The sequence below is a fragment of the Bacillus sp. FSL L8-0152 genome (assembly GCF_038006365.1).
Classification (GTDB): Bacteria; Bacillota; Bacilli; order Bacillales; family Bacillaceae_G; genus Bacillus_A; species Bacillus_A cereus.
This window is the reverse complement of record NZ_JBBOVB010000003.1, coordinates 89,367-106,411: the sequence shown is the minus strand read 5'-3', so window position 1 is coordinate 106,411 and position 17,045 is coordinate 89,367. Positions and strand designations below refer to the sequence as shown.

The window sequence follows — 17,045 nt, the reverse complement described above, 5'->3', positions numbered from 1 at the left end:
CTGGATATATAGGGGAAGAATATTATGGATATGAGGATTCCTCAGGATGTGATACGTACCCTGGGTATGCAACAACGCCTCAGGGGCAATGCCAACCACCATGCCAATGTCCTCCAGGAGCTAATATGCCTAGAACATTTAGGTGGGTTGTTCGAAATGCCACTGGTTCTTTAACCGTGCCAGTAGGATCACCAGTAAAATTTGATATTACTTCTGGAACAGACAATATTACATTTAACGGCTCAGATACATTAACCATTATGGATCCTGGAGTATATGTTTTAGAATATTTTGTTGTAGTAGAGGAAGCGTCAACATCACCAAGTATATTTACTATTTCTACTAATGGTTACCAAATTCGACGATCAATGACTAATACAACTGGTGGATTACTATCTCTTAGTTTAGTATTACCAATTGAAGAAGTGACTACTGTACAATTAATCAATAATAGTCTTGTCCCAAAAGTTTTAGTTAACCCGGTTAGTAATGGGGGAACAACAAGGCAAAGTGCCAGATTAAATGTATATCGTATCCAATAACACTAATGTTTTTTCGAAACCCATATACGCATTAAATTTAAATTATACACCGATAAGTAATACATTTTGTTATCTGTTGCAAAATATATTAGGTTCTTACGAACTTTTGGGGAGTGCTTACGACTTAGAATAATATCTATTCGCTTTGCTTTTTAAACATAATAATTCACAATCTATACAGAACGCGTTTGGTTAATAAATGGGCTCTGGTGCTATCGCTTATAAAGAGTGGATACAATGATTTTTTCTTATTCCCCGAAGGGATGGGCAAAGAAACCCAACTACAATATAAGTATATGCTCCCGTCTCCTCAAAACGGGAGCATAATTAGAAAAATCCTTATAAATACAGGGTTTTAATTGAAACATTTTAAATATTTATAATGATAAGGAGGAATATTTCTTGAAAAACGAGAGTATAGTGCACCACCAAAATAAATCTTTAAATAATTTGAATAAAAATATAAATGGAGCGAAGAAAGAAAATCTCACTTTTAGACGTTCAATCGATGTCCCCCCAAGATCACGAGTGTATTTACAATATTTTTCAAAATAAATTCCATATCCGGTTCAAAATCCAGAATTTTACAGATTGATACTTATGAAAAGCGAATCAATTTATAATTCTTCTAACATGATTCTATTAGATGATTACACTTGGGATGTCGATGATTATGTTGCTCATTTTCGCTTAACATTGCTATAGATACCAAATCATTATAAAAAAAGGATGATTTTATGAATCGATCTATTATTACCTATGAAGTTGAGATACCTCCGATGTCAACGATAAAACTAGAATTTTTCGCAGAAGATATGCTCCTAGGGTATGTATACCATGGTAATAGTAGTGAATTTATCATAGCAAAAGAGGGTACTTTTATACCTCAGCTTTATCCTGTTAACATTGCCAGAATGCGATATATAATTCTAGAATTAGAGAGTTTAAAAGAAAATAAAAATAGTAACCGTTAACTAGGGGTCTGTGTAATAATGGAATAAGAACGGCAATAAGACTTAATCATGTTATCCAAACTATTATGAGTTTTGCAACACCCTCCATTATAGGGGGGAATTTTGTTTTGTTAGCTTGATAGTGATGTGGCGGGACCCCTCATAGATGTAAGGTCTATGGGGCGTATTTAACAAGGTAAAATTAAATTTCACGTACCGCAATATTTTATTTAATACAAACAATACCCAAACAAATTATAATTGGGGTATTTTCGTGCGTCCGTTACGAAAGGGCAATGGGTGAAGAAATCTTGTTAGATTACTTATTTAATTTTTTAATCTAAAATACCTTTGTCATCTTTTCACCAAAAGGGCCTACAAACAGAAAAGCAACTTGTAATAAATATGTTATTTTTAATCACTCCTATTAGTTCAAAAAGAATTTCTTTAATTTGTTAGCCACCAGAAAAAAGCTTCCTTTGTACAAAAACTTCATATATTTAAACATAACTTAATGGGGGAGGCTATAAGTATGCATTTAAAAATACAAGAAAGAGCGAAGTGTATAAATGAATTGACTAAGCATCAAAAGAAACTAGAGCGCGAAAAAAATATATTAAAAAGTGAGTTTTATAGATTGTTGAAAGAAAATAAAAAATACAAAGATACTTCCGAAGAGATAAGAACATTGGATAATTAGTCTCAATTTAAAGTTTCATTTGAATTTTAGTCAACTGCAGAAATATGAAAATAGTTTAACTTTAGTACTTGGTTAGCTATAATTATTTTTGATATTATATTTATTCGTAAATTTGACACGGCCTTTTAGGATTTATACATGTTATACTTAATTGCATAGTAAATATATTGTATCTCAGTACATTACTTACTATTACTAGCATCCAAATAACTTAATATAATACGGTAAAAAGCCTCTTTTCAACGAGAAAAGAGGCTTTTTTTCATTAATGTTTAGTTGAGTATATGCTATAAATTAAAAAGGAATCTTTACACTAATTTTGTGAAATTTAAAGTCATAACTGTATTAAATACTTCTAATAATCATAATGATTACGAGAAAGTCAGCACCGGTTTAAAAAAAGCATATTTTAAGAAATATATATTTCTTTCATAGGATTAAGATAAGGATCATATATTATATCAACATGTTACATTGAAAGGGTGAATATATGATTTCATTGTATTCGGTAAGTTATATTTTAGTCACAGGTAATACTGCTATAAAAAAGGTAGCTAGAGTTCATGCCTCTTCAGAAGTTTTTGCTGTTAATAAGATTAAAAGAGAATTAGAACGTAGGTTTTCACATCCAACAAAAATTGAAGTTTTTCCGGTTTAAAAAAAGCAGAATCGTTCCTTGTTTTCTTATTAATTCATGTGTAATTAGTATATGTTAAAACTAATCTTTTTTAATTAAAATTCCGCTTGATTATCAGCATGGTACAATCGTAAACGACACCTAATATATCAAAGGGGTACGGTAACGATTCCTTCTTTTTGGAGCCATTCATAAAAATAAAACAAGAGCAAAAATGATATTTATCGTCTTATCCTTTTGTTTTTCCGTTAATTCGCTGATTGTATTGAAATACGGGTGTTGCAGAGTACTGAAAAAAAGTAAAGTAAACAAAAAATAACTCCAAAATTAACTTTTATTGTATATTTTGGAGTTACTTTATGTTTACTTACAAAACTGTAAGGAGTGCTTTTGTGCGCGGTTTGTTACAATAGAAGTACGATAACCCTTAATATGACAAACATTCCTACGGAATGGGTACCAAAAGAGAAAATTTATGATCTATATTCACTGCGTTGGCAAATTGAGCTGTTATTTAAAATATGGAAATCTTGGTTTCAAATTCATCGTTGTAAATCTATTAAACAAGAACGATTAGAATGTCACCTTTATGGGCAACTCATTAGTATTCTATTATGTTCTTCTACTATGTTTAAAATGCGAGAACTCCTGTTACGTAAGAAACAGAAAGAGCTAAGTGAATATAAAGCGATGTACATAATTAAGGATTATTTTTTACTTTTTTACCAAGCATTACACAAAAACACCCAAGAATTATCAAAGGTTCTCCTTCGTCTGTTTAACCTCCTACAGCACAACGGACGAAAATCTCATCGATATGAGAAAAAGACAGTCTTTGATATTTTGGGTGTTGTTTATGAGTATACCACTTCTACTCATCAGGTAGCATAGTAAAAAAATTGAAGCCCGTCAGGGTTTATTTGATATGCCTACTTTTATAAAATCTATAAAAGATAATAAAAAACTATATGGAAAGACCGCATTTTGTATAAAAATATACCTTAAGTTGATGGATGTGTGGCGGTACCCTATGCCCGTCACCTTAAGAACAGGCACCTTGCAACAGAACCCGGGATTTGATGAATATTATTTCCTAGTCAAGAATAGATATGTACTAAGTTCAAAATAATCTTTATGAAAGGATGTTTTTTATTTGAATCATTACGACAATATGAATCATAGCGGCCTTAGAGAAGAAACTAGATATGAAGAATCTCTAAGATATGAGAAATATCCGGAATATACAACAAGGCCTCAGAGAAAATGTCCACCATGTCCGCCACCATGTCCGCCACCATGTCCGCCACCATGTCCGCCATCGTGTCCACCACCATGTCCGCCACCATGTCCGCCATCGTGTCCCCCAGGCCCCCCAGGCCCTCCAGGTTCTGAAGGCCCCCAAGGCCCCCAAGGATATCCAGGGTCTCCAGGTCCTGAAGGCCCCCAAGGCCCCCAAGGATATCCAGGGTCTCCAGGTCCTGAAGGCCCCCCAGGCCCCCAAGGATATCCAGGGTCTCCAGGTCCTGAAGGCCCCCCAGGCCCCCAAGGTCCCCAAGGATATCCAGGGTCTCCAGGTCCTGAAGGCCCCCCAGGCCCCCAAGGATATCCAGGGTCTCCAGGTCCTGAAGGCCCCCCAGGCCCCCCAGGCCCCCAAGGTCCCCAAGGATATCCAGGGTCTCCAGGTCCTGAAGGCCCCCAAGGCCCTCAAGGATATCCAGGGTCTCCAGGCCCTCAAGGTCCAACCGGACCACCTGGAAATATACCATTTACAGTAGGGCGGATTGTTGCAAATGGTCCTACAGGTGCACAGACTGTAGCGGTAGGGGCAGCTGTAAACTTTAATACCAATGCTTTTACAACTAATATGAGTTTCAATGGTTCAAACACATTAACAGTAAATGAAACAGGGGGTTATGTATTAGACTTTCATCTTTGTTTAGCTGCAGGATCAGCATCACCAAATGTATTTAGCTTTGCTATAAATAATGGAGTTACTAATTTTGCATCTATGGTTAATACAGAAGGTGGACTAATTTCTCATAATATAGTACTATTCTTAGAGGCAGGTAATACCATACGAGTAATAAATGAGAGTCCTGTTGCGAAAACTCTGGTTAATCCACCCGGTAGTGGTGGGCTCGTACGACAATGTGCATCTTTATCCGTTTATCGTATTTTTTAGATTTTAATTATCTAGAGATACTAACCATATTACCACCAAGCTAAAAAAGCGAATACCTCAAAACGAAAATTCTATTCATTTTTGACTACAGATAACGAATTTTATGGTAGCTAGAAATGTATATATTATGTGATAAAAAGGCTAGTGGTCTTACTCACGTCAAGTAGACAATTGTAAAAAAGACTACGTAGCCATCAAAATGAAGTGTACCCCAATTGTTAGACTGGACTTGTCAACATTTACTAGACATTAAGTTAGGTGAATATTATGAATAGGCTTTCTCAAATTTGATAGGAGAAAGATAATCTAAAAAAGAGTGCATTCTTTTTGTATTGTAATATAACTCTATATATTTAAATATTTCTTTTCGAGCTTGTTCAGGTGTTTTAAATTTAGCACCTTGAATAAGCTCTCTTTTTATGGTTTTGTAAAAGGATTCCATCAATGTATTATCATAAGGACTGCCTTTTCTACTCATAAACTGAATCACCTTTCTCTCTTAACTTAGTGTCCAGTTTAGTGTACCATCTCCATATGATATTAAGGGTTCTGTTGTAAAGTTTCTTAAACCTAGTTACAATCTAGGAAAAAAGAAGTGAGGAGAATCACAAGTGCGATATTTTAAAGGGAAACAGTTCAAAAAGGATATTATTTTAATAGCCGTTGGCTATTATTGTAGTTTTTCTTTAAGCTATCGTGACGTTTCTGAAATTCTAAAATAACGTGGAGTTTCGATGGTTCTGGTGCAAATAATAAACAAAGGCTACAAAGGGCATAGATTCCTAATGGAATCCACTTTTAAGCAGGTAATCCAAATAACTGATGAATACATCTATTCTGATTTTTGACAGACCGGACCCTTAACTTAAGTTGACCTTTTTTGATCATATACATAACTTCTATTCCGGCAATCATTTTTGTAGTTGTGCGCAATGATTTTAATCCAAGCATATTCCGGATTCGTTTTTTGATAAAGCGATGGTCCTGTTCAATGATGTTATTTAAATATTTTTTCACACGAAGTGGAGTATCGTGTGGGAGGCGCTTTTCCTCTTTTAATTTCTGTATTGCAACGGGATACGCTTTATCACCATCGGCCGTAATTATACGAGGTTTTGTGACATGACAAGAAGCCAAGGCTTTCTTTAGAAAACGCTTGGCAGCCTTTGCATCTCGTCTATTACTCAAGTAAAAATCAAGCTTGTTTCCTGCGGAATCAACAGCACGGTATAAGTACATTTTTTGGCCTTTGATTTTGATGTAGGTTTCATCCACTCTCCAAGAATCATTCGTTCGTTTCAAATGTTTTCGAATTCGCCCATTTAATTTAGGCCCATATTGATGTACCCAACGCATAATCATTGTATGAGCGATGGATAAACCACGTTCTTCCATCATCCCCATTAAATCACGCAAGCTTAAGTTGTACCGTAGGTACCAACGTACAGTTAATAAAATGATGTCTGGTTGATAATGCTTCCACTTAAATACATTCTTCTTTTCCATATAGATCACGCACCTTTTTTAGATTCATACTATCAGTATGCCCAAGTTTGAGAAATAATTTTCATATACTTCACGTTTTTTGCGCCAGAACCTAATTTTGATAATATACGGTTAGTTTGGAATATTATAGGTACCATTGTGAATGGAGGTAACACAGGTAAAACGGGGATGATCAGTAAAAACGGAGATACTTGGACTTATATTCAAGATCAAATAACACCCTTCACTAAATATACATTGAGTATGAAAATGGAATTAGACTCCAATAATGGAGATAAAAGAAAAAGGGTAACGATATTCACAGATAATGCAAAGCATGAGCGAATAACTAAAACAGTCGAACTTAAGGGGAAATCAGGTTATCAAGAAATAAAATTAGAGTTTATTACAAAAAAAGATTTAGCAAACACCCATGTGGGGATTTTAACGTCAAATGGAACGTCTAATGTATTATTTGATGATGTTCAAGTTATAGGTGCAAAAAAAAGCTAAATTAATATGGGACCTAGCGCAAAATATTAGAAATATAAACAATAAAATTATTGAGTTTATATATATCGATTTTGATGATTCAAAAAGAAGTAATCAGTATTTAAAAAAGTAGATTAAATTAGAAGATTTCAGTTGTGAAATTTTAAAAAACAAATTCTCCTATCAAATAGTTGCTCACGTTATACAATTTCTTAAAAATATCGTAATTAATCGTATGTCGAAAATCCGAAATCTGACCTCAGATTTCAGATTTGTTTATAAAAAACATGAACAGTTTCAATGACTTTCAAAGTTTGTGAAGCCTGGTGGAGGCTTTACAAATTATTGTTTTACTTGTCTATGGTCTTGTTTTATGCGTTGTTTAAATACTTGATTATACATTGATTTATATTTTCTGAAAGTGTAATTCAGAAAATATGTAATATAGACCACAAAATTATAGTTATTTACTACTATGGATGTAAGGATCCCTTGATTTATATGCTATAAATGAATTTTAATAATTGCTATCGCAGAATTACATCCGTGTCCATTGAGCATTTCTTCCTCTTGAAACTAGCTTTATATGCCCAAGGGACTGGAAAGAAGCTAATGCTTTACTGATTGTACTTTCGGCTATGTCTGGGTAAACGCTACGAATATCTTCTTTAGTAAAAGGTTTGTTTTGTTTAAATATATAATTTTTAATTCGCTCCATTTTAGTATACCTACAAATAGAGCCCTGAACGGTGAGATGCAGATCCCGATATGCATCTAATATAATTGTTAAGAATATTTTCATCCAAAAACTGATATTATGCCCACTACAGTACCAATTAACTGAAGATTTAAAGATTGATTCATAGTATTTTGATTCATGCTTCTTTATATATTTATCTAAACATACATATTTTATAAATGTATGTTCATTTTTTATTAATAATAATTGCGTCAATATGAAAGCTAGTCTTCGATTTCCCTGATTAAAAGGAAGAATACAATAAAAGTTTAACATAAATCGAGCTATTAGTATCAGTGCATGGAGCTCCTTATCTGCCTCTAATGTATTATATTGCTCACATAATTGTTCTACAGATTGGGGGATAAGCTCCCGTGAAAGAGGACGATAGCTACTAGAATGCATCCCGTATTCCGGAACAACCGGCATGATAAATTGTTTTTTACGCCATTTTGCACTATCAGAAGTAATATAATGGATTAATTGAAAGTGTAATTCTTGTAGTGTTTCTGGATTGATGGGGAGCTTATAAAACTTCTTTTGTACAAGGGATAGTGTCTGATAATAACAAAATACGGCATCTTCTTCTGTTGTTCTGGGTAACATGTCGTTCAAAATGAGTTCTTTTAACCTCTTATTCGGAATTTTTATATCCATAAAAACAGTATTAAAGTTTTTTATGTAATGAAGGGGGATAGTTCTCTCCAAAATATTAAATATTTCAGGATTTCTCTCTTGATAAGCGGATAGTTTTCCTTTGTATTCACTAATTTCACTTATTAACTTTATCAGTTCTCTTTGTAGTTCTATATCTAAGTATTTGTCCTCAAAAAAATCTCTCATTTAATACCTCCATTGCTCCTTAAGTGTTACTACATAAATTAGTCTACCCTCGAAAATATTTTACAATAATTTTGTGCAATATTACTACTAAATAATTGATTATTAATTTAGTTCTAAATTCATGTTTCTATTCAAGTTCAATTACTTAAAATAACCAAATTACCATGGAAGATATAGGTGTAGAGACTTGAACTACTCACAATAAATTATTAAAACTCCCATGTTAATCATTTTACAATTGAAAACTTGGAATTACACTATTGTTCTACGATGTCTCGTCCCGTTCAATATGATCCGAATATAAAAAGAGCGGATTCCCTATTTAACGCAATATTAATGTCTTTCTTTAAACGAACAAAAGAATTCTTTCAAGGGTGTTTTTGCCCACTCGCCTCGAAAAGGGAGAATAATACAAAATAACCAAATTATATTTTGTATTATTCTTCTTCAAGTGAATGTTCTTGCATTAATCTGCTTAAAATATAATTTTCGTTGATGTTCTTAATGATTGTCTCCAAATTTGGTTTTGGTGCAAAAACGTGAAGTATATGAAAATGGTTTCTCAAACTTGGACATACTGATAGTATGAATCTAAAAAAGGAGCGTGATCCATATGGAAAAGAATAATGTATTTAAGTGGAAGCGTTATCAACCAGACATCATTTTATTAACTGTACGTTGGTACCTACGGTACAACTTAAGCTTGCGTGATTTAGTGGAAATGATGGAAGAACGTGGTTTATCCATCGCTCATACAACGATTATGCGTTGGGTACATCAATATGGGCCTGAATTAAATGAGTGAATTCGCAAACATTTGAAACCAACGAATGATTCTTGGAGAGGAAACGAGATGAAAAGGCTGCCAAGCGGCTTTCTAAAGAAGGTCTTGGCTTCTTGTCATGTCGCAAAACCTCGTATCATAACTGTGGATGGTGATAAATCGTATCCCGTTGAGATACAGGAATTAAAAGATGAAAAGCGCATACCACATGGTATGCTGCTTCGAGTAAAAAAATATTTAAACAACATAATTGAACAAGATCACCGGTTTATTACAAAACGTATTCGGAGTATGCTTGGATTAAAATCATTACGAACTGCTACAAAAATGATCGCTGGAATAGAGGCCATGCATATGGTCAAAAAAGGACAACTTAAATTAAGCGCGCAGTCTGTCAAAAATCAGAATAGATGTATCTAGCATTTGTTTAAATTGACAGCATAAGAACTGATTCCGTTTGGAATCAATGTCTTATGTAATCTCTGTTCATTCTTTGCACCAGAACCTTTTACATCTAGACCAATTTAATTGTGTTATTAAATGGATATTTCTAAATTCTTTTATTTAATTTAAAATGGCCATTCAATTAAAAGCTTTATTTATTTGTTATGTTTATTAATTTAATAATACTAATTATCAATAATAATCGCATTAATTTGATCGTAACCTACAATAAATACTGCACCATTACTTTTCACAAATGTTATAAGACCAGTTTCTTCATCAAAATGTACAAATGCATCCACGGAATGGGATTCTCCACCAATAATTAGAATGTCTACATCATCACCGGAGGTTAATTTCTTAAAAAGATTACATATAGGTGAAGAAAATTTATAATCATATCTTCTATGATCTAATTTTTTACGTTTTTCACCAATTTTATAATCATCATAAAAGTAATTACGTTTTTCACCAATTTCATAATCATCATAAAAGTAATTACGTTTTTCACCAATTTCATAATCATCATAAAAGTAATTATTCATGTATTTATCCCACCCTTTCTACTGCTTAAACTTACTATATTCACAAATTAAAAAAACGAGAGTGTATTTTTTCATAGTATTAAAAAATACACCAATAACACGGTTTTTTGAAAGTTTTTTCAACAATCCAACACTGGAATAATCTTATAGAATGTAAATACAGACACTTGAAATGTTTTATTTCCAAAAATCCATAGGATTTCAAAATCTGCGTCATGCTTCTCATATCTTAAGGTGCTAGAAGTCATTCATATTTTATAAATTGACAAAAAAATAAAAATAATTTTGGCTAGGCTCTGCTAGATAGAAAAATATTATTAATAAGGCTACTGACTAGAGCGGAAATTAACCTTTAGCATATAAAAAGACTAAGGGATGACAAAGGAGGTAGTTTATGAAAATTCGAAAGGCAATTATTCCGGCCGCTGGTCTTGGGACTAGATTTTTACCTGCAACAAAAGCTCAAGCCAAGGAGATGCTGCCGATTGTTGATAAACCTACGATTCAATATATTGTAGAAGAAGCTGTAGCTTCGGGAATAGAGGAAATTATTATTATAATAGGTAGAGGGAAAAGGTCAATAGAGGATCACTTTGATAGATCCTATGAATTGGAACATGCACTTTTAAGAAAAAAAGAACTAGCTGTTTTAAAGGAAATTCAGGAGATATCTAGTTTAGCAAATATTTATTATGTTCGTCAAAAAGAACCGAAAGGGCTGGGGCACGCAGTACTCTGTGCGCAGAGCTTCATTGGAAATGAACCTTTTGCTGTTTTGCTAGGGGATGACATCGTCATGTCTGATACACCTTGCCTGAAGCAAATTATCAATATTTTTGATTCTTACAACAGCTCAGTTGTAGCTGTTCAGAGCATACCAGAAAAAGATATCAGTAAATATGGAATCATTAGGCCGAAAGGGACGATGATTCAACCGAACCTTTTTAATATCGAGTGCTTAGTAGAAAAGCCCCAAAAGGAAGTAGCTCCCTCTAGATATGCAATAATGGGGCGTTATGTTCTAAGACCTGAAATTTTTAATATCCTAACAAAGCTTCCATTTGATCAGGTAAGTAATGAATTACAGCTAACAGATGCTATAAATGAGCTAAATAAGGGGCAAGCAGTATTAGCATATAATTTTGAAGGGAACCGATATGATATTGGTGATAAAATCGGCTTTATAAAAGCAACTTTAGACTTTGCTTTGCAAAGGGATGATATAAGAGACGAGGTTCTTGCATATTTAAGGGATATAAAAATACAAAAAAAAATTCAAACTAATAAGAGCGAGCTTGAATAATATGAAGATAGCTATTTTAGGTACAGGTTATGTCGGACTATCTACAGGTATTTGCTTATCGGAAATAGGGCATAGTGTTATTTGTATTGATACAGATGAACAGAAAATTAAGAGTCTAAATCAAGGGATTTCTCCAATATATGAACCAGGTTTGGAGGGTTTACTTACTCAAAATGCCGCAGCTGGAAGGTTGCAATTTACAAATTCTCATCAAGAAGGATTGAATGGTGTCGAGGTTATCATCATTGCTGTAGGAACCCCACAAATGGAGGATGGGAGAGCAAATTTATCATACCTTGAGCAAGCTGCAAAGGATATTGCGTCAAACATGTCCCAGAGTGCTGTAGTTGTAGTAAAAAGTACAGTGCCTGTTGGGACGACTGAACATCTTAAAAAAATTATGGAGGGTATATGTAAAGAAGATGTGACTTTTGAAATGGCTTCAAACCCAGAATTCTTAAGACAAGGCTCCGCCATCATGGATACACTGAAACCAGATCGAATTATTATCGGTTCTAAAAATGAAGAAGTGGCAAAGAAAATACAAGAATTGTATCTTCCGTTAAATGTACCATTTTTACTGACAGGTATTAAAAGTGCGGAAATGATTAAGTATGCTTCTAATGCTTTTTTAGCCACTAAAATTAGTTTTATTAATGAAATAGCTAATTTATGTGAGGCATTAGGTGCAGATGTTGAAGATGTAGCAAAAGGAATGGGAAAAGATAAAAGGATTGGAGAAGCTTTTTTACAGCCTGGTATTGGTTACGGTGGATCTTGTTTTCCAAAGGATATCAAAGCCTTGATTCATACTGCTAAGACACATGGGATCTCTTTTTCCCTATTAAAAGAAACCGTAGCAATTAATAATTTACAGCAAGAACTCCTTGTAGCAAAAGCAATAAATCGTTTGAAGAATTTAAAAGGGAAAAAGGTTGCGATGCTTGGTCTTGCTTTTAAGCCAGAGACTGATGATATGAGGGAAGCACCGTCAATCAAAATTGCACTTTCATTGGCCAAAATGGGGGCAGAAGTGGTAGCTTATGATCCAGTTGCGATTGATAATGCCAAAAAGATATTAGGAAATACAATTAGGTTTGCCAACTCAGTGTTTGAAGCAACAGTGGATGCGGATGCTTTATTTATCGTTACAGAATGGAAAGAGTTTAAACTTTTAGATCTTGGGGCATTGATGAAAATAATGAAACAATCAATTGTTTTTGATGGTAGAAATTGCTTTGAAGACAATCGAATTCGATCCTGTGAAAAAATTGAATATTACTCAATAGGAAGACCAGCAATTCTCATTGGAACAACATAAAGGATTTTGTTGTAAAAATTTTCAAAATAGAAAGAGTTTAAATATTCTTGTGTAGTAAGCAAAGGCGAATAATACCTGCAATTCATTATACGTCGAAAAAGCGAAGTTTGGTTGTTGCAAACTTCGCTTTTTCGTTTATATAGAGCATGAACGGTTTCAAGGCCTTTCAAGGTATGTGGAGCATGACGAATACTTTGAAAGGTTCTGTTGCAAAGATGTCTAAGCAAAGTTAAAATTTAAAGAAAATGACTCGAGGGGCATGATACATGAGATATTTTAAAGGAAAACAATTCAAGAAAGATATTATTTTGGTAGCCGTTGGCTATTACTGTCGTTTTTCTTTAAGTTATCGTGATGTATCTGAAATTTTGAGGGAACGTGGCATCTCTGTTCATCCGACAACGATTATGCGTTGGGTACATGAATATGGAAATCAGATGTATCAAATTTGGAAAAAGAAAAACAAATCCGCACAGCTATCTTGGCACCTGGATGAAACCTATATCAAAGTGAAAGGCGAATGGTGTTATCTCTATCGAGCAATCGATAAAGATGGACATACATTGGATATTCAACTTCGCAAAAAACGAGATCATCAAGCTGCATATGCCTTTATGAAAAGACTAGTGAAAACATTTGGAGAACCAACGGATCTCACAACAGACAAAGCGCCCGCGCTACTTTGTGCGTTCAATAAATTGAGAGAACAAGGCTTTTATAAGCATACCACTCATTGTACAATCAAGCATTTGAATAATCTCATTGAACAGGATCATAGACATATCAAGCGACGTTTTTCCAGATCCGCAGGATTTCAAAGTCTTCGCCATGCTTCACGCACCTTGAAAGGAATCGAAACAATTCATGCTATATATAAACGAAAACGAAGTTTGCAACAACCAAACTTCGCTTTTTCGACGTACAATGAATTACAACAATTTCTAACGATCGCATAAAATCTATCTGCAATCATACCAACTTTTTATCTGTTAAGAAACTTTGCAACAGAACCTCTCGTTTTAAATCGTTCACGGTATAATTCACTTTCATTAGAACATCTTTAATATCTAACGTACCACTATTTTTTAAATTGAATTTCTTTAAAATTTTATCCCCAGGTTTTAAATTATCTAAATTGAGAGAAGTGGTAGGCTGCATAGCAAGATCTAATGTCCCCGCGGCTAATGTGTTATTCGTCACAACTTGATCACTAAAATACGCATATGTCCCCCCACCAATTAAAGATAAACCAAGAGCGGCTGAAACGACTCCCATACCTAATTTCTTTTTCAAAGACATGTTTTATTCCACCCTATAGTATTTTTCCCTATTAAATCAAAAACCTTTCCTCATATAGGTGTAACATAAATTTGAATTTTTTTATTGATTATAAGATACACCTATATTGAAAAAAATCACAGGAATATTCTTTATGTATTAGGATCGCGTGTCCGTCGACATAAGAAACTTTATTTCCCCAATTATCCAAAAATCTTATTCTTTCTAAATAAGTTAAATAGAAAGAGCGAAGAAGTAACCAATAAAAAAGAGACTAAAAAAATATTTCGTAGTCTCCTTTTTGATTTTACTTATTGAACCATAGCAGATACGATTACAGTAAATTCAGAGGTAGCATTCTTAGGGTTAGCAATATAAAGAGATCTTTTTGATATAACACTTGTCCGATTGCCACTTAATACACCAGAGAAATGAGTAGGGTCCGTTGCAGCAGACTTATCTTCCATTACATTAAAGCTAATAAAGTCCGGATCTCCGCCTCCTATAACCTCCCATTTCAAATATTTTGTTCCTGCAGGAAGATTCTCAGTACTAAAGTTGCCACTTGAACGATTTTTCTGTCCTGGTTGTGGCTCTTTACCTGATCTTACTCTTGCAATCTCTACTGTCGCTTTTGTTTCCATATCCATTCCCCATTTCATAATAATTGTATATTTTAGTTAGGTTACTACAGCAACCTAACTAAAATATACAATTTGTAGAAAAAAATGGGTATTGAGAAATATTGCGGCGTCTTTATTCATAAATTAAAGCATATATGTTTATTCCAACTAATGATGTAGCATTCCTAACATTATCAATGTAGAGTTCTTTATTTTGTACTACTTCAGTTCGATTTTCGTGTAAAACATCACTAAAAATAAGGTCATCTATGTCCCAGAATTTATCTTCCATTACGTCAAAAAGAATATCATCTAAATCACCGCTACCTGCTAATTCCCATTTCAAAAAACTCGTGCCTTCGGGTAAAGTTGCAGTACTAAATAACTGACCTGGATATATAGTTGCTACCAATTGCCTCTTTTTTATCTTCATGTTCATTAGCCCCTTTTCCAATAAGCATCATTTACTAAAATATATATTTTTTAGAGGTATTTAGGTATTGATAAAATCTACAGAATACTTATTATTGGTGAATGCGAAAACATAAAGATAGTCTAAAAAAATTAATTTATTAGGTTGAGATTTTTTAATCGTTTAAAAAGGTATACCTTTACAAACGTAGGAGCCCTATCTATGAAACGTTGAAACATCAAGTTTACAAAGGTGATTCGAATTGTTTTATAAACGTTTATTTTTAATGAATACCTTTATAAACAAAAATGCTATAATTGTGGTAACAAGTGTAAGGAGAATACAAAACGTGGCAAATATTTATGGATATATACGTGTAAGTACAAAAGATCAAAATGAACAACGTCAGTTACATAAGATAATGGAACGAGGAGTGGAAGCTCGACGCATTTTTGTCGATAAAGCAAGTGGACGACATTTTGATCGCCCTCAATATCAATTATTACGAAAAATATTAAGTACAGGTGATATTGTTTACATAGATGCCTTAGATCGTATGGGCCGCAATTATGATGAGGTAATTTCAGAGTGGAAGTATATAACAAGAGAATTACAAGCTAATATTATTGTTTTAGAAAACGAAACTTTGTTTGATAGTCGTAAATTTCGTGAGATCGGTGACATGGGACGATTAATGGAGGATCAATTTTTATCTTTGCTATCCTACGTTGCGGATCAAGAGCGTAAAAAAATTCATCAGCGACAAGCGGAAGGGATTGCTGTCGCTAAATCTCAAGGGAAGCATTTAGGACGTCCTCAACTTACCCTTGCAACACTAAGCCCAAAGCAACTACATATAATAGAAGCAACTTATCTAAAGTGGAAAAATAGAGAAATAACAGGTGTAAAGTTTATGGAGTTACTTGGACTGAAGAAAAATTCTTTCTATAAAATAATGAAGGAATATAAAGGAAACGATATTAGAAATAACTTATGAAAAATAGGAGTCGAATGTATGGTAGTGTTTTCAAAATAAACTACAATCATTAGACATAGAAAAATACGCAATCATATTTATAAGAAATGTTCATCGTATTTTTTATTCCTTATTAAAAGACTATCGTGTAATTTACAAAATAAGTTACACGATGGTACACTCTAATTATATATTGACTTGCATAGCAATCTACTGAAAGGATATGAATTGATGCATAGCCAAATGCTTAAAGGGGTATTAGAAGGTTGTATTTTATATATCATCTCACAAGAAGAAATATACGGTTATGAACTAAGTACTAAATTGAATCAATTTGGATTTACGTTTGTAAGTGAAGGCAGTATTTACCCACTTTTATTACGTATGAAAAAAGAAAAGTTAATTGAAGGCACTTTGACAACCTCTAATCTAGGACCTAAACGTAAGTATTACCATGTAACAAATAAGGGATTAGAAAAATTAGAGGTATTTAAGAGAAGTTGGAATATCGTATCAACAACTGTAAATCAATTACTAGGAGAGGAAGAAAAATAGGTTTTTTAAGATTATGAAGAAACACGACGTCACCTAATTAATCGTAAATTCCAGAAGTGCTGAAATTTTTATGATATATAGATGGTAAATAATAAGAAACTCACTTCCCTTTTTCAATTGAAAAGGAGAAGTGAGTTTCTTATTTTAAATTATCCATTATAAGTCCATTTTCTAAACACTCTATTTAAAATGATAAAATCTGAGGGTATTAGCAAAGGCCTAAGTAAATTA

Annotated in this window: 18 protein-coding genes and 5 pseudogenes; 14 read left to right on the top strand and 9 right to left on the bottom strand. The window is 33.4% G+C overall.

Going from position 1 to position 17,045, the window contains the following annotated elements:
- Positions 1 to 125 precede the first annotated feature (125 nt).
- From MHH27_RS30325 to MHH27_RS30305, 5 genes and pseudogenes are all read left to right on the top strand, one after another.
- The gene (locus MHH27_RS30325; RefSeq protein WP_340945509.1) at positions 126 to 542 is read left to right on the top strand and encodes a hypothetical protein; all 417 of its coding nucleotides are present in this window, start codon (positions 126 to 128) and stop codon (positions 540 to 542) included.
- Between the two features lie 737 nt (positions 543 to 1,279).
- Entirely contained in the window at positions 1,280 to 1,516 is a 237-nt protein-coding gene (locus MHH27_RS30320) for a hypothetical protein (RefSeq protein ID WP_340945508.1), read from the top strand.
- A gap of 511 nt (positions 1,517 to 2,027) precedes the next feature.
- A complete protein-coding gene (locus MHH27_RS30315) occupies positions 2,028 to 2,195 on the top strand; it encodes a hypothetical protein (RefSeq protein ID WP_340945506.1) in 168 nt (55 codons plus the stop codon).
- A gap of 490 nt (positions 2,196 to 2,685) precedes the next feature.
- Positions 2,686 to 2,853: a hypothetical protein gene (locus MHH27_RS30310; RefSeq protein WP_176535551.1), complete on the top strand. Its 168-nt coding sequence runs from the start codon at positions 2,686 to 2,688 to the stop codon at positions 2,851 to 2,853.
- 393 nt (positions 2,854 to 3,246) lie between these two features.
- Positions 3,247 to 3,723 (top strand): annotated as a pseudogene (locus MHH27_RS30305) (transposase); the annotation flags it as partial.
- 308 nt (positions 3,724 to 4,031) lie between these two features.
- On the opposite strand, the gene MHH27_RS30300 reads toward MHH27_RS30305, so the two are convergent.
- Both MHH27_RS30300 and MHH27_RS30295 read right to left on the bottom strand, forming a co-directional pair.
- Positions 4,032 to 4,574: a hypothetical protein gene (locus tag MHH27_RS30300; RefSeq protein WP_340945496.1), complete on the bottom strand. Its 543-nt coding sequence runs from the start codon at positions 4,572 to 4,574 to the stop codon at positions 4,032 to 4,034.
- The gene (locus MHH27_RS30295) at positions 4,564 to 4,707 is read right to left on the bottom strand and encodes a hypothetical protein (RefSeq protein ID WP_340945494.1); all 144 of its coding nucleotides are present in this window, start codon (positions 4,705 to 4,707) and stop codon (positions 4,564 to 4,566) included. Before MHH27_RS30295 ends, MHH27_RS30300 begins: the two co-directional genes overlap by 11 nt.
- Here MHH27_RS30295 and MHH27_RS30290 point away from each other — a divergent pair.
- Complete coding sequence (locus MHH27_RS30290) at positions 4,697 to 5,014, top strand: hypothetical protein (RefSeq protein WP_340945492.1); 318 nt, start codon at positions 4,697 to 4,699, stop codon at positions 5,012 to 5,014. The two genes, MHH27_RS30295 and MHH27_RS30290, sit on opposite strands and share 11 nt — an antisense overlap.
- 265 nt (positions 5,015 to 5,279) lie before the next feature.
- Here MHH27_RS30290 and MHH27_RS30285 read toward each other — a convergent pair.
- A pseudogene (locus tag MHH27_RS30285) lies at positions 5,280 to 5,492 on the bottom strand (IS3 family transposase); the annotation flags it as partial.
- Positions 5,493 to 5,625: 133 nt separating this feature from the next.
- Between MHH27_RS30285 and MHH27_RS30280 the strand changes: the two are divergent.
- Positions 5,626 to 5,730 (top strand): annotated as a pseudogene (locus MHH27_RS30280) (IS6 family transposase); the annotation flags it as partial.
- Positions 5,731 to 5,812: 82 nt separating this feature from the next.
- Here MHH27_RS30280 and MHH27_RS30275 read toward each other — a convergent pair.
- Complete coding sequence (locus MHH27_RS30275; protein WP_340945489.1) at positions 5,813 to 6,520, bottom strand: IS6 family transposase; 708 nt, start codon at positions 6,518 to 6,520, stop codon at positions 5,813 to 5,815.
- Positions 6,521 to 6,688: 168 nt separating this feature from the next.
- Here MHH27_RS30275 and MHH27_RS30270 point away from each other — a divergent pair, with 168 nt between their 5' ends.
- Complete coding sequence (locus tag MHH27_RS30270) at positions 6,689 to 7,012, top strand: hypothetical protein (protein ID WP_340945487.1); 324 nt, start codon at positions 6,689 to 6,691, stop codon at positions 7,010 to 7,012.
- A 517-nt stretch (positions 7,013 to 7,529) separates the two neighbouring features.
- Here MHH27_RS30270 and MHH27_RS30265 read toward each other — a convergent pair.
- Entirely contained in the window at positions 7,530 to 8,573 is a 1,044-nt protein-coding gene (locus MHH27_RS30265; RefSeq protein ID WP_340945484.1) for a Fic family protein, read from the bottom strand.
- A gap of 613 nt (positions 8,574 to 9,186) precedes the next feature.
- Between MHH27_RS30265 and MHH27_RS30260 the strand changes: the two are divergent.
- Positions 9,187 to 9,777, top strand: a pseudogene (locus MHH27_RS30260) (IS6 family transposase).
- Between the two features lie 209 nt (positions 9,778 to 9,986).
- Here the strand turns inward: MHH27_RS30260 and MHH27_RS30255 are convergent.
- Positions 9,987 to 10,346 (bottom strand): hypothetical protein, encoded by a 360-nt coding sequence (locus MHH27_RS30255; protein WP_340945481.1) that lies wholly within the window; start codon positions 10,344 to 10,346, stop codon positions 9,987 to 9,989.
- 394 nt (positions 10,347 to 10,740) lie between these two features.
- Here MHH27_RS30255 and galU point away from each other — a divergent pair, with 394 nt between their 5' ends.
- The 3 genes from galU (at position 10,741) to MHH27_RS30240 (ending at position 13,926) form a co-directional block, all read left to right on the top strand.
- Positions 10,741 to 11,649 carry a UTP--glucose-1-phosphate uridylyltransferase GalU gene (galU, locus tag MHH27_RS30250; RefSeq protein ID WP_340945479.1) on the top strand — a complete coding sequence of 303 codons (909 nt, stop codon included), beginning with the start codon at positions 10,741 to 10,743 and terminating at the stop codon, positions 11,647 to 11,649.
- Between the two features lies 1 nt (position 11,650).
- On the top strand, positions 11,651 to 12,970 hold the full coding sequence (locus MHH27_RS30245; RefSeq protein ID WP_340945476.1) for a UDP-glucose dehydrogenase family protein: 1,320 nt from the start codon (positions 11,651 to 11,653) through the stop codon (positions 12,968 to 12,970).
- Positions 12,971 to 13,236: 266 nt separating this feature from the next.
- Complete coding sequence (locus MHH27_RS30240; RefSeq protein ID WP_340945357.1) at positions 13,237 to 13,926, top strand: IS6 family transposase; 690 nt, start codon at positions 13,237 to 13,239, stop codon at positions 13,924 to 13,926.
- A gap of 55 nt (positions 13,927 to 13,981) precedes the next feature.
- Here the strand turns inward: MHH27_RS30240 and MHH27_RS30235 are convergent.
- The 3 genes and pseudogenes from MHH27_RS30235 to MHH27_RS30225 all read right to left on the bottom strand — a co-directional run.
- Positions 13,982 to 14,269 (bottom strand): annotated as a pseudogene (locus MHH27_RS30235) (TasA family protein); the annotation flags it as partial.
- 290 nt (positions 14,270 to 14,559) lie between these two features.
- Entirely contained in the window at positions 14,560 to 14,892 is a 333-nt protein-coding gene (locus MHH27_RS30230; protein WP_000448097.1) for a hypothetical protein, read from the bottom strand.
- Positions 14,893 to 15,004: 112 nt separating this feature from the next.
- Positions 15,005 to 15,304: a hypothetical protein gene (locus tag MHH27_RS30225; protein ID WP_000694314.1), complete on the bottom strand. Its 300-nt coding sequence runs from the start codon at positions 15,302 to 15,304 to the stop codon at positions 15,005 to 15,007.
- Between the two features lie 328 nt (positions 15,305 to 15,632).
- On the opposite strand from MHH27_RS30225, the gene MHH27_RS30220 reads away from it, so the two are divergent.
- Positions 15,633 to 16,280, top strand: a complete 648-nt coding sequence (locus tag MHH27_RS30220) for a recombinase family protein (RefSeq protein ID WP_340945473.1) — start codon at positions 15,633 to 15,635, stop codon at positions 16,278 to 16,280.
- A gap of 210 nt (positions 16,281 to 16,490) precedes the next feature.
- Positions 16,491 to 16,814: a PadR family transcriptional regulator gene (locus MHH27_RS30215; RefSeq protein ID WP_340945471.1), complete on the top strand. Its 324-nt coding sequence runs from the start codon at positions 16,491 to 16,493 to the stop codon at positions 16,812 to 16,814.
- Positions 16,815 to 17,045 lie beyond the last annotated feature (231 nt).